General features: G+C 54.5%; 22 protein-coding genes and 1 tRNA gene. 18 read left to right on the forward strand and 5 right to left on the reverse strand.

Annotated features, from left to right (window positions below; all coding sequences use genetic code 11):
- Window positions 1-535 precede the first annotated feature (535 nt).
- The 5 genes from KGP25_RS02975 to KGP25_RS02995 all read left to right on the forward strand — a co-directional run bounded on the left by KGP25_RS02975 (window position 536) and on the right by KGP25_RS02995 (window position 7,355).
- Window positions 536-988 carry a YhcH/YjgK/YiaL family protein gene (locus tag KGP25_RS02975; RefSeq protein ID WP_048027963.1) on the forward strand — a complete coding sequence of 151 codons (453 nt, stop codon included), beginning with the start codon at window positions 536-538 and terminating at the stop codon, window positions 986-988.
- 245 nt (window positions 989-1,233) lie between these two features.
- A complete protein-coding gene (gene yagE, locus KGP25_RS02980; RefSeq protein WP_063622669.1) occupies window positions 1,234-2,142 on the forward strand; it encodes a 2-keto-3-deoxygluconate aldolase in 909 nt (302 codons plus the stop codon).
- Between the two features lie 14 nt (window positions 2,143-2,156).
- Window positions 2,157-4,124, forward strand: coding sequence for a xylonate dehydratase YagF (gene yagF, locus KGP25_RS02985; protein ID WP_223539936.1), 1,968 nt, complete (start codon window positions 2,157-2,159; stop codon window positions 4,122-4,124).
- Between the two features lie 226 nt (window positions 4,125-4,350).
- Window positions 4,351-5,733, forward strand: coding sequence for an MFS transporter (locus KGP25_RS02990; protein ID WP_223539937.1), 1,383 nt, complete (start codon window positions 4,351-4,353; stop codon window positions 5,731-5,733).
- Window positions 5,734-5,744: 11 nt separating this feature from the next.
- Window positions 5,745-7,355 (forward strand): glycoside hydrolase family 43 protein, encoded by a 1,611-nt coding sequence (locus tag KGP25_RS02995; protein WP_223539938.1) that lies wholly within the window; start codon window positions 5,745-5,747, stop codon window positions 7,353-7,355.
- 4 nt (window positions 7,356-7,359) lie between these two features.
- On the opposite strand, the gene xynR is transcribed toward KGP25_RS02995, so the two are convergent.
- The 3 genes from xynR to KGP25_RS03010 all read right to left on the reverse strand — a co-directional run bounded on the left by xynR (window position 7,360) and on the right by KGP25_RS03010 (window position 9,611).
- On the reverse strand, window positions 7,360-8,118 hold the full coding sequence (xynR, locus tag KGP25_RS03000) for a DNA-binding transcriptional repressor XynR (protein WP_063158682.1): 759 nt from the start codon (window positions 8,116-8,118) through the stop codon (window positions 7,360-7,362).
- 423 nt (window positions 8,119-8,541) lie between these two features.
- On the reverse strand, window positions 8,542-9,546 hold the full coding sequence (gene argF, locus KGP25_RS03005; RefSeq protein ID WP_126817823.1) for an ornithine carbamoyltransferase: 1,005 nt from the start codon (window positions 9,544-9,546) through the stop codon (window positions 8,542-8,544).
- A complete protein-coding gene (locus KGP25_RS03010) occupies window positions 9,516-9,611 on the reverse strand; it encodes a hypothetical protein (protein ID WP_213014347.1) in 96 nt (31 codons plus the stop codon). Before KGP25_RS03010 ends, argF begins: the two co-directional genes overlap by 31 nt.
- 99 nt (window positions 9,612-9,710) lie before the next feature.
- On the opposite strand from KGP25_RS03010, the gene rraB reads away from it, so the two are divergent.
- The 6 genes from rraB (at window position 9,711) to KGP25_RS03040 (ending at window position 15,926) form a co-directional block, all read left to right on the forward strand.
- On the forward strand, window positions 9,711-10,136 hold the full coding sequence (gene rraB, locus KGP25_RS03015) for a ribonuclease E inhibitor RraB (RefSeq protein WP_023324077.1): 426 nt from the start codon (window positions 9,711-9,713) through the stop codon (window positions 10,134-10,136).
- 46 nt (window positions 10,137-10,182) lie between these two features.
- Window positions 10,183-10,941, forward strand: a complete 759-nt coding sequence (gene miaE, locus KGP25_RS03020) for a tRNA isopentenyl-2-thiomethyl-A-37 hydroxylase MiaE (RefSeq protein WP_223539939.1) — start codon at window positions 10,183-10,185, stop codon at window positions 10,939-10,941.
- Between the two features lie 30 nt (window positions 10,942-10,971).
- Entirely contained in the window at window positions 10,972-11,694 is a 723-nt protein-coding gene (locus tag KGP25_RS03025) for a hypothetical protein (RefSeq protein ID WP_060579855.1), read from the forward strand.
- A gap of 106 nt (window positions 11,695-11,800) precedes the next feature.
- Window positions 11,801-11,885, forward strand: a tRNA-Leu gene (locus KGP25_RS03030).
- A 200-nt stretch (window positions 11,886-12,085) separates the two neighbouring features.
- The gene (locus tag KGP25_RS03035) at window positions 12,086-13,357 is read left to right on the forward strand and encodes an integrase arm-type DNA-binding domain-containing protein (protein WP_223539940.1); all 1,272 of its coding nucleotides are present in this window, start codon (window positions 12,086-12,088) and stop codon (window positions 13,355-13,357) included.
- Window positions 13,358-14,099: 742 nt separating this feature from the next.
- Window positions 14,100-15,926 (forward strand): ATP-binding protein, encoded by a 1,827-nt coding sequence (locus KGP25_RS03040; RefSeq protein WP_223539941.1) that lies wholly within the window; start codon window positions 14,100-14,102, stop codon window positions 15,924-15,926.
- A 185-nt stretch (window positions 15,927-16,111) separates the two neighbouring features.
- On the opposite strand, the gene KGP25_RS03045 is transcribed toward KGP25_RS03040, so the two are convergent.
- Window positions 16,112-16,732, reverse strand: a complete 621-nt coding sequence (locus tag KGP25_RS03045; protein WP_223539942.1) for an inovirus-type Gp2 protein — start codon at window positions 16,730-16,732, stop codon at window positions 16,112-16,114.
- Between the two features lie 743 nt (window positions 16,733-17,475).
- Complete coding sequence (locus tag KGP25_RS03050) at window positions 17,476-17,685, reverse strand: AlpA family transcriptional regulator (protein WP_050863320.1); 210 nt, start codon at window positions 17,683-17,685, stop codon at window positions 17,476-17,478.
- A gap of 572 nt (window positions 17,686-18,257) precedes the next feature.
- On the opposite strand from KGP25_RS03050, the gene KGP25_RS03055 reads away from it, so the two are divergent.
- From KGP25_RS03055 to KGP25_RS03085, 7 genes are all read left to right on the forward strand, one after another.
- Complete coding sequence (locus KGP25_RS03055; protein WP_223539943.1) at window positions 18,258-19,070, forward strand: hypothetical protein; 813 nt, start codon at window positions 18,258-18,260, stop codon at window positions 19,068-19,070.
- A gap of 207 nt (window positions 19,071-19,277) precedes the next feature.
- On the forward strand, window positions 19,278-20,033 hold the full coding sequence (locus KGP25_RS03060) for a GTPase (RefSeq protein WP_223539944.1): 756 nt from the start codon (window positions 19,278-19,280) through the stop codon (window positions 20,031-20,033).
- Window positions 20,034-20,341: 308 nt separating this feature from the next.
- Window positions 20,342-20,893 (forward strand): hypothetical protein, encoded by a 552-nt coding sequence (locus KGP25_RS03065; protein WP_223539945.1) that lies wholly within the window; start codon window positions 20,342-20,344, stop codon window positions 20,891-20,893.
- A 4-nt stretch (window positions 20,894-20,897) separates the two neighbouring features.
- A complete protein-coding gene (locus tag KGP25_RS03070) occupies window positions 20,898-21,524 on the forward strand; it encodes a hypothetical protein (RefSeq protein ID WP_223539946.1) in 627 nt (208 codons plus the stop codon).
- Window positions 21,525-21,733: 209 nt separating this feature from the next.
- A complete protein-coding gene (locus KGP25_RS03075; protein ID WP_223539947.1) occupies window positions 21,734-22,552 on the forward strand; it encodes a DUF932 domain-containing protein in 819 nt (272 codons plus the stop codon).
- Window positions 22,552-22,806 (forward strand): hypothetical protein, encoded by a 255-nt coding sequence (locus KGP25_RS03080; protein ID WP_223539948.1) that lies wholly within the window; start codon window positions 22,552-22,554, stop codon window positions 22,804-22,806. The genes KGP25_RS03075 and KGP25_RS03080 overlap by 1 nt, the downstream gene beginning before the upstream one ends.
- Before the next feature lie 16 nt (window positions 22,807-22,822).
- Complete coding sequence (locus KGP25_RS03085) at window positions 22,823-23,296, forward strand: antirestriction protein (protein ID WP_223539949.1); 474 nt, start codon at window positions 22,823-22,825, stop codon at window positions 23,294-23,296.
- Window positions 23,297-23,298: the final 2 nt, after the last annotated feature.

The raw sequence follows: 23,298 nt of genomic DNA on the forward strand, positions 1-23,298 counted from the left end.
AAATGGATATTAAGAGGTTTGTTTTCATTTGCATGATTCGCATCAGATAATGATTAATTGGCTATTCTGGCGAGGTGAATAGCTAAGCATTATCCGTTGTCATTATTTGCAGTTGTTAGTGTTTTGTAGAATTTCATGCTTTGAAATATTTTGTTAAGCCATTGATTTTAATTGTGTTTAAAGGTGGCGGGGAATGGCTATGCAATATTGCTAATTAACTATTTTTGGCTTAAGGAAAATCAATAAATATTTATTGAATTTAATAGCAAATTATCAAAGTGATAAAATGTGAAGCTGTAGCGAGTTTTGTTGTTAAGGCATGACGATCAGTAAGTTAGCGCAAGGCCGTGATAACGAAGAACTGAAGATATGCATAATGGCTGCATAAATGCCTGCGAGGGCTTAACAGCAAATTAACACCATTCCCGATAAACATGCGTTCGCGCAAAACCCGTCTAAAAAGCGCTGGTATGGCAGCCAGGATTCTCGTATAAAAGATAAAAATGAAACGTTGTTTTATATCGAGGGTATTCTGATGATTATCGGCAACATCCACCATCTGCACTCCTGGCTGCCTGACGAACTGCGACAGGCCATTGAGCATGTTAAAGCCCACGTCACCGACGCGACGCCGCTCGGCAAGCACGACATCAACGGCAACAGCCTGTTTTATCTGGTCTCTGAAGATACAACCCAGCCGTTCGCCGAGCGTCGCGCCGAGTACCACGCGCGCTATCTGGATATTCAGATTGTGATGAAGGGTCAGGAAGGGATGACCTTCAGCACCCTGCCGCCCGGCACGCCGGACACCGACTGGCTGGCGGACAAAGACATCGCCTTCCTGCCGGAAGGTGAGCAGGAGAAAACCGTGGTGCTGAGCGAAGGGGATTTTGTGGTGTTCTGGCCGGGTGAGGTGCACAAGCCGCTGTGCGCGGTGGGTGCGCCTGCTAAGGTCAGGAAAGTGGTGGTGAAGATGCTTGTAGAGTAACCCTTATCCCTCACTCTAACCCTCTCCCCACAGGGGAGAGGGGACTGCTCCGAGCCGTCTTTTCCCCCCTCGCCCATTGGGGAGAGGCCGGGGTGAGGGGGGGACAATATGTGATCCAGCTTAAATTTCCCGCACTCCCTCTCCATCTCTCATTTACCTGCGCTTTTCCTGCGTCATAGTATGATCGTTAATTTAACGAACGCTGTTCTATAATGTAGAACAAAATGATTCAGCAAGGAGATCTCATGCCGCAGTCCGCGTTGTTCACGGGAATCATTCCCCCTGTCTCCACCATTTTTACCGCCGATGGCCAGCTCGATAAGCAGGGCACCGCCGCGCTGATCGACGATCTGATCGCGGCAGGCGTTGACGGCCTGTTCTTCCTGGGCAGCGGCGGCGAGTTTTCCCAGCTTAGCGCCGAAGAGCGTAAAACCATTGCCCAATTTGCTATCGATCATGTCGATCGTCGCGTACCGGTCCTGATCGGCACCGGCGGCACCAACGCCCGGGAAACCATTGCGCTCAGCCAACACGCGCAGCAGGCGGGGGCAGACGGCATCGTGGTGATCAACCCTTACTACTGGAAAGTGTCGGAAGCGAACCTGATCCGCTATTTCGAGCAGGTGGCCGACAGCGTCACGCTGCCGGTGATGCTCTATAACTTCCCGGCGCTGACCGGGCAGGATCTGACCCCGGCGCTGGTGAAAACCCTGGCCGACTCGCGCAGTAACATCGTCGGCATCAAAGACACCATCGACTCCGTTGCCCACCTGCGCAGCATGATCCACACCGTCAAAACCGCTCACCCGCACTTCACCGTGCTCTGCGGCTACGACGATCATCTGTTCAATACCCTGCTGCTCGGCGGCGACGGGGCGATTTCGGCGAGCGTCAACTTTGCTCCGCAGGTGTCGGTGAATCTTCTGAAAGCCTGGCGGGATAAAGACGTGGCGAAAGCGGCTGAGTATCATCAGACCCTGCTGCAAATCCCGCAGATGTATCAGCTGGATACGCCGTTTGTGAACGTGATTAAAGAGGCGATTGTGCTCTGCGGCCGCCCGATCTCCACGCACGTGCTGCCGCCCGCGTCACCACTGGACGCGCCGCGCAAGGCGCAGCTGAAAACCCTGCTGCAACAGCTCAAGCTCTGCTGAGCCGGACGATAACCATGACCATCGAGAAGATTTTCACCCCACAGGACGATGCGTTTTATGCGGTGATCACCCACGCGGCGGGGCCGCAGGGCGCGCTGCCGCTGACCCCGCAGATGCTGATGGAATCCCCCAGCGGCAACCTGTTCGGCATGACGCAGAACGCCGGGATGGGCTGGGACGCCAACAAGCTGACCGGCAAAGAGGTGCTGATTATCGGCACCCAGGGCGGCATCCGCGCCGGGGACGGACGCCCGGTCGCGCTGGGCTACCACACCGGGCACTGGGAGATTGGCATGCAGATGCAGGCGGCGGCGAAGGAGATCACCCGCAACGGCGGGATCCCGTTTGCGGCCTTCGTCAGCGATCCCTGCGACGGGCGCTCTCAGGGCACGCACGGCATGTTCGACTCCCTGCCGTACCGTAACGACGCGGCGATCGTGTTTCGCCGCCTGATCCGTTCCCTGCCGACGCGTCGGGCGGTGATCGGCGTCGCCACCTGTGATAAAGGGCTGCCCGCCACCATGATTGCCCTGGCCTCGATGCACGACCTGCCGACCATTCTGGTGCCGGGCGGGGCGACGCTGCCGCCAACCGTGGGGGAAGACGCGGGCAAGGTACAGACCATTGGCGCGCGCTTTGCCAACCACGAACTCTCCCTGCAGGAGGCCGCTGAGCTGGGCTGCCGCGCCTGCGCCTCGCCGGGCGGCGGGTGTCAGTTCCTCGGCACGGCGGGCACCTCTCAGGTGGTCGCGGAGGCGCTGGGTCTGGCGCTGCCGCACTCCGCGCTGGCCCCGTCCGGGCAGGCGGTGTGGCTGGAGATCGCCCGCCAGTCGGCACGCGCGGTGAGCGAGCTGGATAACCGCGGCATCACCACGCACGATATCCTCACCGACAAAGCCATCGAAAACGCCATGGTGATCCACGCGGCGTTCGGCGGCTCCACCAATTTACTGCTGCACATTCCGGCCATCGCCCACGCAGCGGGCTGCACAATCCCGGACGTAGAGCACTGGACGCGCGTTAACCGTAAGGTGCCGCGCCTGGTCAGCGTGCTGCCCAACGGCCCGGACTATCACCCGACCGTGCGCGCCTTCCTCGCCGGCGGCGTGCCGGAGGTGATGCTCCACCTTCGCGATCTTGGCCTGCTGCATCTGGACGCCATGACCGTGACCGGCCAGACGGTGGGCGAGAACCTCGACTGGTGGCAGGCGTCCGAGCGCCGTGCGCGCTTCCGCCAGTGCCTGCGCGAGCAGGATGGCGTGGATCCGGATGACGTGATCCTGCCGCCGGAGAAGGCAAAAGCGAAAGGGCTGACCTCGACGGTTTGCTTCCCGACGGGCAACATCGCGCCGGAAGGATCGGTGATCAAGGCCACGGCGATCGACCCATCGGTCGTCGGTGAAGATGGCGTTTACCGCCACACCGGCCGGGCTCGGGTGTTTGTCTCGGAAGCGCAGGCGATCAAGGCCATCAAGCGGGAAGAAATCAAGCAGGGGGATATCATGGTGGTGATCGGCGGCGGGCCGTCCGGCACAGGCATGGAAGAGACCTATCAGCTCACCTCCGCGCTGAAGCATATCTCGTGGGGCAAGACGGTATCGTTAATCACCGATGCGCGCTTCTCGGGCGTGTCGACAGGCGCCTGCTTCGGCCACGTGTCGCCGGAGGCGCTGGCGGGCGGGCCGATTGGCAAGCTGCGCGATAACGACATTATCGAGATAGCCGTCGACCGGCTGACATTAACAGGTAGCGTGAACTTTATCGGCACCGCGGACAACCCGCTGACGCCGGAGGAGGGCGCGCGCGAGCTGGCAATGCGGCAGACGCACCCGGACCTGCACGCCCACGACTTTTTGCCGGACGACACCCGCCTGTGGGCAGCATTACAGTCGGTCAGCGGTGGCACCTGGAAAGGCTGTATTTATGACACCGATAAAATTATCGAGGTAATTAACGCCGGTAAAAAAGCGCTCGGTATTTAATTATTTTCTGAGATAAAACCGTCTACGGGAAATATTCCGCGGACGGTTTTCGCGTGTCTATAATTTATTAATTTAAACAATGGGTTGTGATATATCGTTGGCGTCACAAAAGCAAAATAACGTAATTCAGAAATAAGATATGACCATTGCTGGTTAATTGAACAGCTCATTACACTCCATTAACACGATGTTGTAATTCAGCACACTACATAAGGGTGTAATTCTGATGACGCAATTAACCATGAAAGACAAAATTGGCTACGGGCTGGGTGACACCGCCTGCGGCTTCGTCTGGCAGGCCACGATGTTCCTGCTGGCCTACTTCTACACCGACGTCTTCGGCCTGTCGGCGGGCATTATGGGGACGCTGTTTTTAATCTCCCGCGTGCTCGACGCCGTGACCGACCCGCTGATGGGGCTGCTGGTCGACCGCACCCGCACGCGGCACGGCCAGTTCCGCCCGTTTCTGCTGTGGGGCGCCATCCCGTTTGGCATCGTCTGCGTGCTGACCTTCTACACGCCGGACTTCTCCGCGCAGGGCAAAATCATCTACGCCTGCGTGACCTACATTCTTCTGACCCTGGTCTACACCTTCGTTAACGTGCCGTACTGCGCCATGCCCGGCGTCATCACCGCCGACCCGAAAGAGCGTCATGCCCTGCAGTCCTGGCGCTTCTTCCTGGCGGCGGCGGGATCGCTCGCCATCAGCGGCATTGCCCTGCCGCTGGTGAGCATCATCGGCAAAGGGGACGAGAAGGTGGGCTATTTCGGCGCCATGTGCGTGCTGGGCCTGACCGGCGTGGTGCTGCTCTACGTCTGCTTCTTCACCACCAAAGAGCGCTACACCTTTGAGGTGCAGCCGGGCTCGTCGGTGGCAAAAGATCTCAAGCTGCTGCTCGGCAACGGCCAGTGGCGGATAATGTGCGCGTTCAAGATGATGGCGACCTGTTCCAACGTGGTGCGCGGCGGGGCGACGCTCTACTTCGTGAAATACGTGATGGATCACCCGGAGATGGCGACCCAGTTCTTACTCTACGGCAGCCTCGCCACCATGTTTGGCTCGCTCTGCTCCTCCCGCCTGCTGGGGCGCTTCGACCGCGTCACCGCCTTCAAGTGGATCATCGTCGCCTACTCGCTCATCAGCCTGCTGATTTTCGTCACCCCGGCGGAACATATCGCCCTGATTTTCGCCCTCAACATCCTGTTCCTGTTCGTCTTTAACACTACCACGCCGCTGCAGTGGCTGATGGCCTCTGACGTGGTGGATTACGAGGAGAGCCGCAGCGGGCGCCGCCTCGACGGCCTGGTGTTCTCCACCTACCTGTTCAGCCTGAAGATTGGCCTGGCGATTGGCGGGGCGGTGGTGGGCTGGATCCTGGCGTACGTCAACTACTCCGCCAGCAGCAGCGTGCAGCCGGTGGAAGTGCTCACCACCATCAAAATTCTGTTCTGCGTGGTGCCGGTGGTGCTCTACGCGGGCATGTTCATCATGCTGTCGTTCTACAAGCTCACCGACGCCCGCGTGGAGGCCATCAGCCAGCAGCTGATCAAGCACCGCGCGGCGCAGGGCGAGGCCGTTCCCGACGCCGCGACAGCCGCATCCCATTAACCGGAGGCAATATGGAAATCACTAACCCTATTCTGACCGGCTTCAACCCGGACCCCTCCCTGTGCCGTCAGGGCGAAGACTACTACATCGCCACCTCGACCTTCGAGTGGTTCCCCGGCGTGCGCATCTACCACTCCCGCGACCTGAAAAACTGGTCGCTGGTCAGCACCCCGCTGAACCGCGTGTCGATGCTGGACATGAAGGGCAACCCGGACTCCGGCGGCATTTGGGCGCCGTGCCTGAGCTACGCCGACGGTAAATTCTGGCTGCTCTACACCGACGTGAAGATTGTCGACTCGCCGTGGAAAAATGGCCGCAACTTCCTCGTCACCGCGCCGTCCATTGAGGGGCCGTGGAGCGAGCCGATCCCGATGGGCAACGGCGGGTTTGACCCGTCCCTGTTCCACGACGACGATGGACGCAAATATTACCTCTACCGCCCGTGGGGGCCGCGCCACCACAGCAACCCGCACAACACCATCGTGATGCAGGAGTTTGACCCGCAGACCGGCACGCTCTCGCCCGAGCGCAAAACCCTGTTTACCGGCACGCCGCTCTGCTACACCGAGGGGGCGCATCTTTATCGCCACGCGGGATGGTACTACCTGATGGTCGCCGAAGGCGGCACCAGCTACGAGCACGCCGTCGTGGTGCTGCGTTCCAAAAACATCGACGGGCCGTACGAGTTGCACCCGGAGGTGACGATGATGACCAGCTGGCACCTGCCGGAGAATCCGCTGCAGAAGAGCGGCCACGGCTCGCTGCTGCAGACCCACACGGGGGAGTGGTTCATGGCCTACCTCACCAGTCGGCCGCTGCGCCTGCCCGGCGTGCCGCTGCTGGCCTCCGGCGGGCGCGGCTACTGCCCGCTGGGGCGCGAGACCGGCATCGCCCGCATTGAGTGGCGCGACGGCTGGCCGTACGTGGAAGGCGGCAAGCACGCGCAGCTGACCGTGAAAGGCCCGCAGGTGGCGGAGCAGCCTGCAGCCGTTCAGGGCAGCTGGCGGGACGATTTCGACGCGAGTTCTCTCGACCCGGAACTGCAGACCCTGCGCATTCCGTTCGACGACACCCTCGGCTCGCTCACCGCGCGCCCGGGCTACTTACGGCTCTACGGCAACGACTCGCTCAACTCGACCTTTACCCAGTCGACCGTGGCGCGCCGCTGGCAGCACTTTGCCTTCCGGGCGGAGACGCGGATGCAGTTCTCGCCGGTCCACTTCCAGCAGAGCGCGGGGCTGACCTGCTACTACAACAGCAAAAACTGGAGCTACTGCTTTGTGGACTACGAGGAGGGGCAGGGGAGAACCATCAAAGTGATCCAGCTCGACCACAACGTGCCGTCGTGGCCGCTGCACGAGCAGCCGATTCCGGTGCCGGAACATGCGGAGAGCGTCTGGCTGCGGGTGGACGTGGATACGCTGGTTTACCGCTACAGCTACTCGTTCGACGGCGAGACGTGGCACACCGTGCCGGTAACGTATGAGGCGTGGAAACTGTCGGACGACTACATCGGCGGGCGCGGTTTCTTTACCGGCGCGTTTGTGGGGCTGCACTGCGAGGACATCAGCGGAGACGGCTGCCACGCGGACTTCGACTACTTCACCTACGAGCCGGCCTAACGGCTCAGGCCGGGTAGCCCAGCGCGCGTGAGAGCTGGAGCCCGGCCTGCTGAAGCTGCTCGCGGAAATCAGCCAGCTCTGCGTCGTCCACGCGCGAGGTCAGCGTCGACAGGCTCAGGGCGGCGATGACGCGGGATTCATGGTTCCACACTGGCACCGCCACGCAGCGCACGCCCTGCTCGTTCTCTTCGCTATCCAGGGCGTAGCCCTGCGCGCGGGTCTGCGTCAGGGCGCTCATTAGTGCTTCACGAGAGGCGAGGGTGGAAGGGGTATAGGTGGTGTACTGATAGCCCTCAAGCAGAGCGTTCAGCTCGGCCTCGCCCAGCCAGGCAATCAACACCTTGCCGATGGCGGTGGCGTGAACCGGCAGGCGGCGGCCAATGCGCGAATAGGCGATGGCGGCCAGCTTGCCTTCAATCTTCTCGATATAGACCCCTTCACGCCCGTCCAGGATCCCCAGATGGGTGGTCTGCCCGGTCCGCTGGGACAGCTCCGTCAGCCAGCCTTTCGCCTTCTGACGAATATCGATGGAGCCCACGACAAAATGGCCGCGCTCGACCAGCTTCATGCCGAGGCGATATTTGCCGTTCTCCGGGTTCTGATCGATATAGCCGTGAAGCTGCAGAGTTTTCAGCAGCGAGTGGAGGGTACTCTTGCTCAGCCCCATCAGTTTGCTGATGTCGGTGATCTTAAGCTCGGTGGCCTGCTCGTTGAACAGGTCGAGGATCTGCAACGCACGTTCAACAGACTGAATAATCGGCATAATGCTGGCATGTCCACGCTGGAATTAAGGCGAAAACGTACCTTTTTCGGGGTGAAAAATCAATTGAGTAGAGCGGGTTGTGGGAGAAAGGGCATCAGCCGCATCGTCGCCTGATTCGCCCGGCGGCGCTGCCCTTGCACGGGCCTACGGGTTGGGTGTTCTCTCTCTCCCCGTGGGAGAGGGCCGGGGTGAGGGCATCAGGCCGCATCGCCGCCTGATTCGCCCGGCGGCGCTACGCTTGCACGGGCCTACGGGTTGGGTGTTCTCTCTCCCCGTGGGAGAGGGCCGGGGTGAGGGCACCAGGCCGCATCACCGCCTGATTCGCCCGGCGGCGCTTCGCTTGCAAGGGCCTACGGGCTGGGTTTTCTCCCTCTCCCTGAGGGAGAGGGCCGGGGTGAGGGCACCAGACCGCAGAGGACCCAATTATTCCCCAAGCGTCGCCACCATCACCGCCTTAATCGTATGCATCCGGTTTTCCGCCTGGTCGAACACGATGCTCGCCGCCGACTCAAACACCTCGTCCGTTACTTCCATCCCGCCGTGCAGATCGAACTCCTTCGCCATCTGCTTGCCGAGCGTAGTCTGGTCGTCATGGAACGCTGGCAGACAGTGCAGGAACTTCACGTCCGGATTGCCGGTCAGCGCCATCATCTGCGCGTTCACCTGATACCCACGCAGCAGCGCGATACGCTCCGCCCACTTCTCTTTGGCTTCACCCATCGACACCCACACGTCGGTATAGATAAAGTCCGCGCCCTTCACGCCCGCCGCCACGTCTTCCGTCAGGGTGATCTTCCCGCCGTGCTTCTCCGCCAGTGCGCTGCACTCCGCCACCAGGCTCTCTTCCGGCCAGCAGGCTTTCGGGGCCACCAGGCGCAGATCCAGCCCGGTCAGCGCCGCCGCTTCCAGCATCGAGTTGCCCATGTTGTTGCGCGCATCGCCCGCATAGACCAGCGTCATCTCGTTAAACGCCTTGCCCGGCAGGTGCTCCTGCATGGTCAGCAGGTCCGCAAGCAGCTGGGTCGGGTGGAACTCGTTGGTCAGCCCGTTCCACACCGGCACGCCCGCATACTGCGCCAGCGTTTCGACGACTTCCTGGCCATGGCCGCGATACTGAATGCCGTCGTACATCCGCCCGAGCACGCGCGCGGTGTCCTTAATTGATTCTTTATGCCCAATCTGGCTGCCGCTCGGCCCTAAATAGGTAACGCGCGCGCCCTGGTCAAATGCGGCAACTTCGAAAGAGCATCGTGTACGGGTTGAGTCTTTTTCGAAGATGAGCGCGATGTTTTTACCGGTAAGTTTTTGTACTTCCTTGCTATTTTTTTTATCGGCTTTGAGCTGTGCGGCAAGGGTCAGCAGAGAAGTGAACTGTGCAGGGGTAAAGTCGAGCAATTTCAGAAAGTGTTTCTTGTACAGATCAGACATTTTATCCTCACATGGCGAACGCCACTTATTGAATTAAAATTCACTTTATATGTGTAATTATTCATTTGCAACCCCGTTTCACAAATCTTTCCAACAAAGGTGGAGGCAAACCCGTCCGTGTGTGAAAATAGAAGTATCTGCCGCACTTTAAAGAGGATTGAGCCATGGCAAACCCGGAATTACTGGAAGAGCAACGCGAAGAGACGCGTCTGATTATTGAAGAGCTGCTGGAAGACGGTAGCGATCCGGACGCGCTGTACACCATCGAGCACCATTTCTCTGCGGATGATTTCGACGCGCTGGAAAAAATGGCCGTGGAAGCCTTCAAGCTGGGTTACGAAGTGACCGAGCCGGAAGAGCTGGAAGTGGAAGAGGGCGACACCGTCATCTGCTGCGACATCCTGAGCGAAGGCGCGCTGAAGGCGGAGCTGATCGACGCGCAGGTCGAACAGCTGATGAACCTGGCCGAGAAGTTTGACGTGGAATACGACGGCTGGGGAACCTACTTCGAAGATCCGAACGGTGAAGACGGCGAAGAAGGTGACGACGAAGATTACATCGACGAAGACGACGACGGTGTGCGTCACTAAGTGATTCAGGCGGTGGCCCGCGCCACCGCTTTTTCAAGGCAGAACCATGGATTACCCGCAGATACTCGCCCCCATACTTAACTTCCTCCAGTGCCCGACCCCGCAAGCATGGATTGATAAAGCCCGCGACCCGGCGAACCTGCCGCTGCTGCTCACCGACCACATGGTGTGCGAGCTCAAGGCCGCCCAGACCGCGCTGCTGCTGGTGCGTAAATACGTCGCCGACGAAAGCGGTGCCGACGCGCTGCTCGACTGGCTCAAACCCTACGAACAGTTCACCTTCCGCGACGGCCCGGAGCCGGACTTCATCGCCCTGCACAGGCAGATTGGCAAAAGCGTGATGCCCAAAACCGACGACCCGTGGGGCCAGGCGCTTATCGACAGCATGGTGCTGCTGATTAAAGAGGAGCTTCACCACTTCTGGCAGGTGCGCGAGGCGATGCTGGCCCGCGACATTCCGTACGTCAAAATCACCGCCAGCCGCTACGCCAAAGGAATGCTGAAGGAAGTGCGCACTCACGAACCGCTGACGCTGATCGACAAGCTCATCTGCGGCGCCTACATCGAAGCCCGCTCCTGCGAACGCTTCGCCGCGCTGGCCCCGTTCCTCGACGACGACCTGCAGAAGTTCTATCTCTCGCTGCTGCGCTCGGAAGCGCGCCACTATCAGGACTACCTGACGCTGGCGCAACAGGTCAGCGACGACGATATCTCACCGCGCATACAGCTTTTTGGCGAAATTGAAGCCACACTTATCTCGACACCGGACAACGAGTTTCGCTTCCACAGCGGCGTGCCGGTGTAAACCGGCATAGCGAAAGGATAAGGATGCGAGATGAATAAAACGTGGACCCGTATTGTGATTGTCGTCGTTGCGGCCGCCGCCGTGGCGTTCTGGGTATTCTTCGATAAGCAGCGTGCTCCGGAACACCAGATTGATACCACCCTCAACGCGATGCCCGCCTGGCAGGTGATTAAGGAGCAGGAGCCCGCGCTGCATCAGCGCATCCTCGACCAGATGGCCGCCCTGCAAAAAGCGGGCGAGCCAGAGCAGCAGATTATCGACACCATCCAGCCGCAGATCCTGCATCTGCAGATGTCGCGCCTGCAGAACGCCCCGGACGCCAACGTGGTGAACTACATGACCATCAACATGGAGCAGACCGCCGCCATCCAGAAGGTGAGCGACGACGCCTGCTTCCGCTTCCTCTACCCGATGGTGAAGGGCGGCGTGAACCCGATGCGCATGCTGGATAAAGACCTGATGACGCGGCGCATGCAGGCCGACGCCGATATGATGCGCGCGGCCTACGGCAAAAACCGCCACACCGTGACCCCGGCCGAACGCGAGGCGGCTGTCGAAGACGTGCGGCCGATTATGAAGCAACTAGCCGATAAGTACGGCGAGGACATCCAGCTGCTGCAGATGCCGGAAAAGGCGGCGGGCAAAGAGAAGCTCTCCTGCGATATGGTGCAGGAGATGTGGGCGAAGGTGCTGGCGCTGCCGGAGCAGAAGGCGGCGAGGGTGATTCGGCTGGCGGTGTCTGAGCTGGAGTGACAAAGGGCGCTGGTTTTTTGGGCACTTAGCGTGGGTTTCGCGCGTCGTCGCTTGCATGGCGGCGCGCGACAGGTATAATCCACAACGTTTCCGCATCCCCTTCAGTGCCGAAGTGGCGAAATCGGTAGACGCAGTTGATTCAAAATCAACCGTAGAAATACGTGCCGGTTCGAGTCCGGCCTTCGGCACCAAAAGTATATAAATAGACGTCAATCGACGTCTTTTTTTATGCCTGTAATCCGCGCACCACAAGGCTTTACCCGCTTTCCTCCTCAACTAAAGTCAACCTAACTCAACCCACATCAACAAGCTTGTGAGTATACTAATGAGTATATTTGCCGATTCGATATTGCTTGTATACTCACGAGATACCAATGGAAGGAGGACCATTATGGCCCTAACGGATACTAAAGTTCGTTCTGCGAAACCTGAGGAGAAAGAGTATTCACTTGTTGACGGCGACGGCATGTCCCTACTTGTAAAACCTAGCGGTTCAAAGTATTGGCGATTTCGTTTCCGTTTTGGTGGTAAACAACATTTGATGGCGTTCGGCGTTTACCCGGATGTTTCGCTGGCGGATGCCAGGAAGAAAAGGGAAGAGGCCAGAAAGCTGGTAGCTGCTGGTATCGATCCTCGTGAGCATAAACGTGCTGTGAAAGAAGAGCAGGCGAAAGAGATTATTACTTTCGAGAAGGTTGCCAGAGAGTGGCTCATGACCAACCAAAAATGGTCGGAAGATCATGCTCATCGCGTAAAAAAGAGCTTGGAGGACAATATCTTCCCGGTAATTGGTGCTCGCAATATTGCTGAACTGGGCACCCGCGATCTATTAATTCCCATTAAAGCCGTGGAGATATCTGGACGTCTTGAAGTGGCTTCCCGTCTTCAACAGCGCACCACGGCCATCATGCGTTATGCGGTACAAAGCGGTCTAATTGATTATAACCCGGCGCAAGAAATGGCGGGGGCGGTAGCTTCCAGTAATCGGCAGCATCGTCCGGCGCTGGAGTTAAAGCGCATCCCTGAATTACTCCAGAAAATAGATGACTACACCGGCAGGCCACTAACCCGTTGGGCAACCGAACTTACTCTGCTTATTTTTATTCGATCCAGTGAGCTGCGTTTTGCTCGCTGGTCAGAGATCGATTTTGAAACCTCAATGTGGACTATCCCGCCTGAGCGCGAACCTATTCCCGGCGTGAAACATTCTCAGCGAGGATCAAAGATGCGTACACCTCATCTGGTGCCGCTTTCAAAGCAGGCGCTGGCGATCCTGAAGCAGATAAAACAGTTTTGCGGAGAGCACGAGCTCATTTTTATTGGCGATCACGATCCGCGTAAACCCATGAGTGAGAACACGGTGAACAGTGCGCTGCGTGTCATGGGTTATGACACTAAAGTCGAAGTCTGTGGTCATGGCTTTCGCACAATGGCTTGTAGTTCGTTGATTGAGTCAGGACTATGGTCGAAGGATGCGGTGGAGCGGCAGATGAGCCATATAGAACGTAACTCAGTGCGGGCTGCGTATATCCATAAAGCGGAACATCTGGATGAACGCAAGCTGATGTTGCAGTGGTGGGCGGATTTTCTGGATGCGAACCGGGAGGAAACAATTAGCCCGTTTGATTATGCAAAACTCAATAACCCGATGCTAAGCAGGTAAATCGTGTAGAACACCAATTACATACAGAAGGCATCCGGAAGTTAAATTCCGGACGCCTTTTTACCTTTCAAAACCCAAAATCAGAAGAATAACAAAAGACTACGATATGCACGCAATCTGGCTCTGACCGTGCGAGTGAACGTAATGTCGGCAGGAAGGCAGGTGCACTCAGTGTGCAGGCACGGGGGCTGCAGGGAATGAACCTTCTCTGTTGCATGCGTATTCTGCTCAATGGTTATCCTCATTCATATGAACCCCTGAATACATCTCCTTGCTCACCGCATCCGTGTGCAGGTCGTGCTTCAGATAATCCTGTGCCATTTGATTCGTCATTCCGACGTTTATTGCCTAGCCCACTCAAACCAGGCAACGTGGCTTACCGGAGAAAATAGTATTATGGTCTACTAAAAATCAAATATGCAGATCTTTAAATTAGATATTTTTATTTATTATGAATTTTATTTTGGTTATTAACGGCTGATTATTACTTAACCTCAGCAAAACGCACTAGCCTGCCCACAAAAAGCTGAATATTTATGCCTGGAACGTTACAAAGCACGGAGCGTTATTAAAAAAATGATTAATTAATTGATTTGTATCAATACTTTTTAAAGTCGCTACCCTTCACGATGCAGTTCGCTTAAATCAGGAGATAAATCAAACAGCCGTCAATAAAAATGTTCATGTGCCTGGTAAAATAACGGGCAGTTCAACTGAGCTGTTTCAGCAAAAGGGAAAAGACATGCGACTGAAAAGTGTGGCAGTTAAAAATTTTCGCTGTTATGCACAGGAAGTAAGTGTGGAGTTCGATGATTTGACAACTTTTGTCGGACGCAACGATATTGGCAAATCGACAATCCTTGAAGCACTGGAGATCTTCTTCAACAACAGTGTGGTCTCTATCGAAAAAGGCGATGCCTGTATTCACAGCGGACAGGACAATGTGGTGATCACCTGTGAGTTTATCGAGCTTCCCCCTTCCCTCACGCTCGACTCTGGCGCGGAAACTACCCTCCATGAAGAGTTTCTGCTGACGGGCAACGGCTCACTGAAAATCCGTAAGATCTTTAACTGCAGTAACAAAAAGCCGACCACCGAGATTTTTGTCATTGCAAACCATCCTACGGCTGCTGGTTTTGAGAACCTTCTGGAACTGAAGGAAAAAGAACTTCAGGCCAGGGTGAAAGAACTGGGGCTCAATGTTTCGCTTAAGGGAAATCCCGGGATGCGAAAAGCTATATGGGCCGCCTCAGCAGATCTTCAACTGACGGAAACACAGCTTCCCGTCAGCAAAGCCAAAGAGGACACAAAGCGTATCTGGGAGCAAATCGAGAGCTGGTTGCCCATGTTCGCACTCTTCCAGAGCGACAGAAGCAGCCGGGATTCCGACGATGAAGTACAAAGTCCGATGAAGGCCGCCATCACGGCTGCTCTGGCAGAAGTCCAGGACGACATCGCCAGGATCCAGTTGAAGGTCCAGCAAAAGGCAGAAGAGATTGCCCGAAACACACATGAAGCGCTGAAGACCATTGAGCCAGGCCTGGCAAGCGAGCTTACACCTGAATTTACCCCTCCCACACCGGCAAAATGGCAGGGACTGTTCTCTGTTGGTCTGAACACTGACGGAGGGATCCCGCTGAATAAGCGTGGCAGTGGTGTCCGTCGTCTGGTGCTGGTGAGCTTTTTTAAAGCCGAAGCGGAACGACGTCTGAAATCCAGTAATCGTCGCAGTATCATCTACGCCATTGAAGAGCCCGAAACCTCACAGCACCCTAATTACCAGCGGATCCTGATTGAGTCATTTAAATCCCTGTCCCTCGAAACCGGCTGCCAAGTTATCCTTACCACGCACAGTCCGGGCTTTGCTGCAGAGCTACCAGGGGACAGCATCCGCTTTGTGTCCCGTGATGCCTCTACCGGGCAACCGACCATTCAGGCTGGCGCTGATGTTTTCGGCATCGTCACGGATGCGCTGGGCGTTACACCAGACAACAGGGTCAGACTACTGTTCTGTGTCGAAGGACCAACCGATGTCGCCGCCTTTAAAGCTCTCAGTAAAGCGTTGCACGCAGAAGACAACACCCTTCCCGATCTGGAGAATGATGAACGTGTGGCGTTTATCGTACTGGGTGGCGGTACGCTCAAGCACTGGGTCAATGAAAATTATCTACGCGCCCTGAACCGCAGGGAAATTCATATCTACGATCGAGATGTTCCTGCTTATGCCGAAGCAGTCAATGTCGTTAATGCACGTGCCAACGGATGCTGGGCAGCACAGACGCTGAAACATGAAGTCGAAAGTTATCTTCATCCCGATGCCATTCACGAAGCGTTTGGGGTGATGATCGACGTCACCGACCATCCTGCCGAGGGTAAAGCTACCCCTAAAGTGTTTGCAGAAGCCTATTCGCTGGCTCAGGGCTTTGATGGTGTGATGAAAGATAACCCTGCCAAGGCACGTCTGGCAGAACGGGCGTTCCCTTTGATGACTGCCGCCCGCATCCATGAGCGCGATCCTGAGGGTGAAGTCCTCGGCTGGATGCGGAGGATACGTGACATGCTTCAGTGATGCCGGGACACCCAGATAGCGCTTTCTGTTCTACGATTGGCTGGAGCCAGCGATAACCCGGATAGCACACTGCACCACCCCGATCCTTTCCCGGGACAAACGGTGTGCCTCCCAACATGGAGAATGATTAACTGGTAACGTCTTCATCCGTTTAATTAAATGTCTCCATTCAGTGTTGTACTGGCTTATCTGATACTTCCCCCAAATGAGCGTTCTTCCTTGTTGCAGGACTTTGTTTCTTCTTTGGCAAAGTATTCCAGATGGCCCCGTAGTGTCAGTAACTGCTGTGCGTAGCGGTCCACCCTAAGACGCTCAAGGTAGTGTGGCTTGTTGTTTAAGGCAACCAGCGTCCTGTACTCCGGAAACTCGAGCAGGCCTAATGCACTTAGCCAGGCCTCGCAGATGTAACTCCCCAGGTTATGCTCTTCTTTCGAATAATTCCCTAATCCATTGAACGTATCTTTGTTGACGAAGATCGCCATGTGGTAATGAGATTTACCGCTGGTTCCCACCTCACGTACCCAGACGTGTCTCAAGTCCGTTGGACACACCTGAAGGCCTTCCCGCTTACGTCGTTTCTGGTGGGCTGTGAGACGGGCTTTCAGTGCCCCGGTTACTCGTTCCATCAATCCTGAACTCAGGTCAGGGAAACAGGCAATGCTGTCGCCTGTATCTCGATGCTCAGGCAGTCTGAGTACGAAGGTGAATACGGATGTCCTGGCGTGGGCTGTTGTCGCGAAGTTGATGATATCCGTAATACGATTCATATAATCCGGATTGATTTCCCCAAATTTAGTGTTAGTCACAAGTATTACTTCCTTTGAGTTTATTTCAGGCGAGCGAAGCCCCTGCCAGAGCGAATGGCAGTAATGAATGCGTTCGTTTCCTGATATTTATGCATTGCCTGGATGCAGGGAGAGGTTTGTTATCTCAGGATATTATTCGCTGATGGCTATTACTGAGAAATGAACAGTGCGATTGATTTTTGTGAGATAAGACCTTTCTTTCCTTTGATATTTAATACGTTACCTCCTGAATGTGTATTAAGGCATTTTAATTAAAATGATGCATGCGGATAAAATTAACAAAAAACCCACATATATTCTGTTGCCTTATATTTAACCAGCCAGAGCCCATGTTCCACACTAAAAAAACACACACTCACCGGAATACATTTTAAATCACTTCGCATATCCATCCACATATCTACCTGCATATGACGTTAGCTTGCCTACCTGGGATTCCATACATTAATCAATTATATACAAATCTCTATGTATTTAATCTTACTGTTTATGTAAACCCCTTTGTATATAATATATATACTGTACAATGGAAGATGGCTGATATATACCAAAGTCTTTCCATATGCGGGGTTTTATATTTTTGGCGCTCAGAATTTACTCCAGGGTTAGCAATTCAGAATATAAATAAAAATGAGATAATCAGGACATTCGGAAGTGCTCATGGACAACATTTCTTTTATCTATTTTTGCTTCTGCCAGGCCACCAGGCGCTAAGCCTTGCTTCCACTCTTTTACAGCCATGCTCAGTTACCCCGGGAGTCTGCTATGCGCTGCTGCACCCAGGCTTCCACTTCACTCTTTAGCCAGCGCGAGCTGCGACCCAGTTTGATTGGCTTAGGGAAGAGTCCTTCACTGATGAGTTTGTAGAACCATTTGTCCGTCATTTCAGTATAGGTAGTGATGAATGCCATATCGACAAGCTGGTCGTTCAGCAGAGCAGGTGATGTATTCATGGGGATATCTCCTTTACGTTGAATGTGAAAAGGAGGAACGACTGGTTCTCTGTGTTGTGTTGCAGCCTTCCTCAGGGGATGGAAGGCCGTGTAAAAAATTAATGAAGCAGGCTGGTACCCACTTTCCTCCGTCGCGTAAGAGATTCAAAAACGTTACTTCTTTGACCCGGAGCGGATGTCATGCCATAGCGGTCCATTGGGTATGGCGGGCAGCGTCTGAGAAGATTGTTGTCTCAGTAATTTTTAACTCACTTCCGGTTCCGTGAGATCCTCAAGGTAAAAAGTACCTTCTGAGTAGAGGATACCTGGTAGATTTCTGAAACGACTGCATTTTAGTTAATGCCATGAATTTAAATATTAAAACTAAAAGTAACCTACTTTCATAGGTCACTTTTTCATTTCAATATATGTAATAAACACCCTTAATTTATTAAATTTAGGGTACTTTTATTTTTTTAATTATTTTCAAACTAGGGTAAATTAGTTGTGCGATAGTGACGGGTGAACTTCCGGAGCAGGAAGGTAAACCAGCAGGTAAATGCAGAGAGATCAGGAACAGCCTGGGGGGATGTATGGCGTATAAATACAAAGCAACGATGTACTATTCTGATGAGGAGACTGAAGCGTTTCTTCATGACAAAGCGGTGAAGTCGAATGGAAAAAAAAGTGTGTCTCATTATCTTTACTCTCTGGTCACAAAAGAGAGAGAAAGTCTGATGGCTAATAATGACATCAAAGATAAACCCGTTCCGGTTCAGCTTTTTCCCGAATATGTTAATTCAAAGGAATTCAGTGTGAATGGTTCGGTTGAGTTTTTCGGGCTGTCTGATGTATATCACCCTCATAAAGGAGAAAGTTCTCTGATACGGCAAAACCATAAAACTTTGATGGAAACAATTGACGATAAAATTCTTGAACACGTTGCTAATCATTTTAGCAATCATGGTCACGAAGTTAACGACAAGTCGTTTCGGATTGTGCTGAAGACATATGTGGTGTGTTATTACTGTAATATCAGTACTGTCCCAGGTTTGTACTCCGGAACGTTTACTGCAACGTGCAGGATGATTACTGTCAGCAGGAATGAATGGGACAAATATGGCGGGGTGCTGGATTTTGAAAACGTACGCTATATAAAATACGAAGCTGTAGCTAAAGCAGAAAGAAGAATACCCAGAGGCCTCTGTAAGATCGCTGAATCACGCCGGACGGATACAACCGGAGCATTTTTTATACCGGTGTTAACTTTACAAAAAAACTTTCCTGGGGAGAAGTCACCTGGATCTGTGGTGATCAAAGGTGTTGATATTTCTTTTAGCAAAGAACGTCTGAAGTTTAAAACCATGAATGAAAGCCAGAAGAAAAGGCATCTGATGAAACCTTAACACAGGTGATTGAGTTGTAAATTTTTTCAGACCTATATTACTCCTGTGATATTGAAAAATATTTTTTATCACAGGTGAAATATGAACAATGAATCCTCTAAAATAATGCCACTACAGCAGCTCCTTTCGCGGTTGCCTGGTGATGTGACAGAAAAGATATACCGTCAACTCGGCAGTATCATAAGTTATGAACCCCGTATCGGACTGATGGGAAAAAGTGGTGCAGGAAAATCCAGCCTCTGCAATACACTGTTCAGTCCACCTCCCGCCAGGGTTGATGCCATCAGCGGCTGCACCCGCACCGTTCAGCGCTATCGGGTCACTCACGGCACACATACCCTGACCCTGGTAGATTTTCCGGGCACGGGCGAAACCCCGGAGCTGGACAGTGTTTACCGGCGTATCTATCAGGCGTGGTCCGGCAGACTGGACCTCATTGTCTGGGTACTCAAAGCCGATGAGCGGGCCTGGAACGAGGATATACGCTGTTACCGAGAGTTACTCCGCAGCGGGGCAGTACCGGAGCGCTTTATGTTTGTACTCAGTCAGGCGGACAAAATGGAGCCCTGCCGGGAATGGGATGGGCAGAATCACCGGCCTTCACCGCAGCAGCAACAGAACCTGCAGACCAAAACACGACTGGCTGAAACCCTTTTTGCCACCGCCCACCCGGTCATTGCCGTCTCTGCTGCAGAGCACTACAACCTTCATCGCTGGGTGGAGGCCCTGATACTGGCGTTACCGGTACACAGCGGCAGCGCTGTTTCCCGACATCTGCACCCCGAACTACGGACCGACACGGTCAGGGAGACCGCGCGTGAGGGATTTGTCCGCGTGACCGGGGAGATATTTGATGAGGCAGTGAACGCCCTGAAGACTTCCGGGATGCTGGTTCGCTATCTTCACCAGCTCCGCCACCGGTTATTGACTGTTGCCCGTGCCGTCTGGCATCTCCTGTTCTGATTTTATCGTGTCTTTTCTCTGCACCTTTTCGATCTGTTTCGACGATCGAAATAGTGAAATTAAATAGTCTATAGCTATCAATTAATCCTTATTGATCGCCATAATTGATAGATATTAACGATCGGTTTGCGCGTATCGATCTGAATTAACCATTATCCCACCTTCTGATTAGCCAGTACGATCTGTGCGGAATGTTAAGTTATCCACTGTTATTCATCACATTTAATCCACTGTTTATAAAGGAATATTCTTATGTGTGTCTCTATGTTCGTCTCTTCTGGCATTCATATCAATCAGGAGAGTCAGCGATGAAATCATACCCATTATTACGTCAGGACCTCTTTGCCTGGTGTCTGGCGGTTGTGCTCCCGGCGCTCTGGATTGTCCTGGTCCTGAATTTTCCGCAGGCTATCGCACTTGTCATTTATATGGTCGTTGCCCTGGTCTGGGTGCTACTGGACCGGACAAACCTGATGAAGCAGGGCATCACCCCACCTTCATGGCTGTGGTTTCCTCTGAATTTTGTCTACCTTCGCCAGCGCGACCAGATGCAGGGCAAACCGTGGCGGCTTCTGCAGGTCTGGTTGCTTTGTACAGTGTTGTCATTCGTGGCGATATATCAGTTTAAGAAAACCTCGGGTGATGAAAATCTGGCGCAGAATGCCTGTGCCGTCGTGACAAAAATCCTGCATAAAGAGGGGAGTGATGAGCGCTGTATCCGCGTGACAGACATGCAGGAAGAAGTGAGTGGTCGTTTCTGGCGGGCACAGGCATTGCTGAATACCGGTGTAAAGGAGCCCGTGACCATTGAGGTCAGGGGCCGGGATATTTATGTCGTTTTACCCGAAGCGAGAGAGTGAAAAAATGAAAACGGTAAACGTTATCGCCCGGCTGCTGATTGTCGTCGCGGTGTTATGGACTCAGGTGAGCCGCGCTGCTGCATATGACATTAAACCCGTTCTCATCACAGGCGAGGTGGCAGGAAATGTACAGGTCATGCATGACCACATCATGGATGGCGTGGATGATTTTATCATTAGCGCCACAAAAGGTAAGGAAACGCAGAAGTTTATTCTTACCTGTAACGGTCCGGAAAAGCGCCTGAACATTCTCTACTGGCTGAAAGATATCACCGGTGGCAAGGCATCAGGCGCAACAGGTATGACCATCCAGTATTACCCGGAGGGGGAGCATCAGATGACGGCTCATGCTGAACAGCCAGTGACACTGTTTGACAGCCAGGTCTCACCGGATTTTACACGTGCAGCGTCACGCATGCTGGATTATAAAAAGGGAAGCTTTGTGTTCCATTTCTATGAAAATGACGGCATATCCGATCACGGTCCACTGGCATGGAGCTGGCAATATCCGGCTTCAAAACTGGCCCCGGCGCTCGCTGGCGCACTGGTATCCGCCAGGGCCAATAACTGCAGCCTGGCACAGGGTGAAACCCGTATTGCCTCCCTCGCGCGTCTGGCCGACCATCAGTAAGGATACTGACATGATAGCAGGCGTTATCTGTCTGACATCCTGCATTGTTTATGTCCTGATCCTTGTTCTGGGATACAGCCTGCTCGTCTGGCATCCCTGGTACTGACCGTATTCCCACAGACATTAACCCCGTTATTTTTGTTCACTAAAAGGCCGTACTTCCTTCGGGAGGTATGGCCTTTTCATTTATGTAATCAAAGGAGTTACCCATGCGTTTAGCCAGCCGCTTTGGCCGGATTAACCAGATACGCCGTGACCGTCCGTTAACCCGTGAAGAACTGATCCAGGTCGTTCCCAGCGTTTTCAGCGAAGAAAAACATGAATCCCGCAGCGAGCGTTACACGTACATCCCGACCATCACCCTGCTGGATAACCTGCAGCGGGAAGGCTTCCAGCCGTTCTTTGCCTGCCAGACACGCGTGCGCGACCTGAAAAAACGCGACCACACAAAGCACATGCTGCGCCTCAGGCGTGAAGGCCAGATTACCGGTAAACAGGTACCCGAAATCATTCTACTTAACAGTCACGACGGCTCCAGCTCATACCAGATGCTGCCGGGGTTGTTTCGCTTTGTCTGCCAGAACGGGCTTGTCTGTGGCGAAACCTTTGGGGAGGTGCGCGTGCCGCATAAGGGTAATGTGGTGGAGAAAGTCATTGAAGGGGCTTATGAGGTGCTGGGGATATTTGACCGGGTTGAAGAAAAACGGGATGTCATGCAGTCACTGCTACTTCCCCCACCGGCACAGCAGGCTTTTGCCAGAGCCGCGCTGACGTATCGCTTCGGGGAAGAGCACCAGCCGGTGACGGCATCCCAGATACTGACGCCCCGCCGTTATGAAGACCGTCAGGACGACCTGTGGTCAGTGTTCAATCGTTGCCAGGAGAACCTGCTGAAAGGGGGTCTGCCAGGACGTACCGCCAAAGGCAAACGCAGCCATACTCGCGCGGTTAAAGGCATAGACGGCGACGTTAAGCTCAACCGCGCCCTCTGGGTGATGGCGGAAGAACTTCAGCAGGCGCTGAGCTGATGCCACCGCTACCTGATAACGCCCACCAGGCAACCTTTTATCCGACCGCCCTGGAGAACAATCCCTGCAGCCGCTCCATCTCCGATGACGACCTGTGCGCCTGGTGCTCACACCTTCTTTATCGTCCCGGTGAACTCAGCCTGTGCCGCTTAATCCTCCCGGAGGGCCACTGGCCCTCTCTCTGTGATGAGGACGGCTATGCGCAGTCCTGCCCGTCACTCCGGCTGAACCAACATCTCCAACCCGATAAATAAACAAGGAAAAACCAGCATGACCGATATTATTAACCTTAACGATACCCTCCCGTTACCGCCACAACCTGCCAGTTCTTCGCCAGCGCTGACCGCCACACTCGTACAGGACGAGCAGCGCATCAGCTTCTGGCCAGGGCACTTCGGCAGCATCCCGCAGTGGATAATCCTCGAACCGACAGTCTTCGCGTGGATGGACCGCTTCTGCACAGACTACCACGGCGGTATCTGGCAGTTTTACACGCTCAGCAACGGCGGCGCGTTTATGGCCCCGGAAGCGGAGAGCGATAAACTCTGGTCGCTGTTCAACCCCCTGAACGGTAACGGCGGTGAGCTCAGCGCCGAGGCTGCCGGGATCGCGGTCTGCCTGATGACTTACAGCCACCACGCCATGCGCACCGAATGCGACGCCATGACGGAGCACTATTACCGCCTGCGCGATTACGCGCTTAACCATGCGGAATCCAACGCCATCATGCATATCATCGACTGAGG

Origin of the sequence: Enterobacter sp. JBIWA003 (assembly GCF_019968825.1) — a bacterium.
GTDB classification, from domain to species: Bacteria; Pseudomonadota; Gammaproteobacteria; order Enterobacterales; family Enterobacteriaceae; genus Enterobacter; species Enterobacter quasiroggenkampii.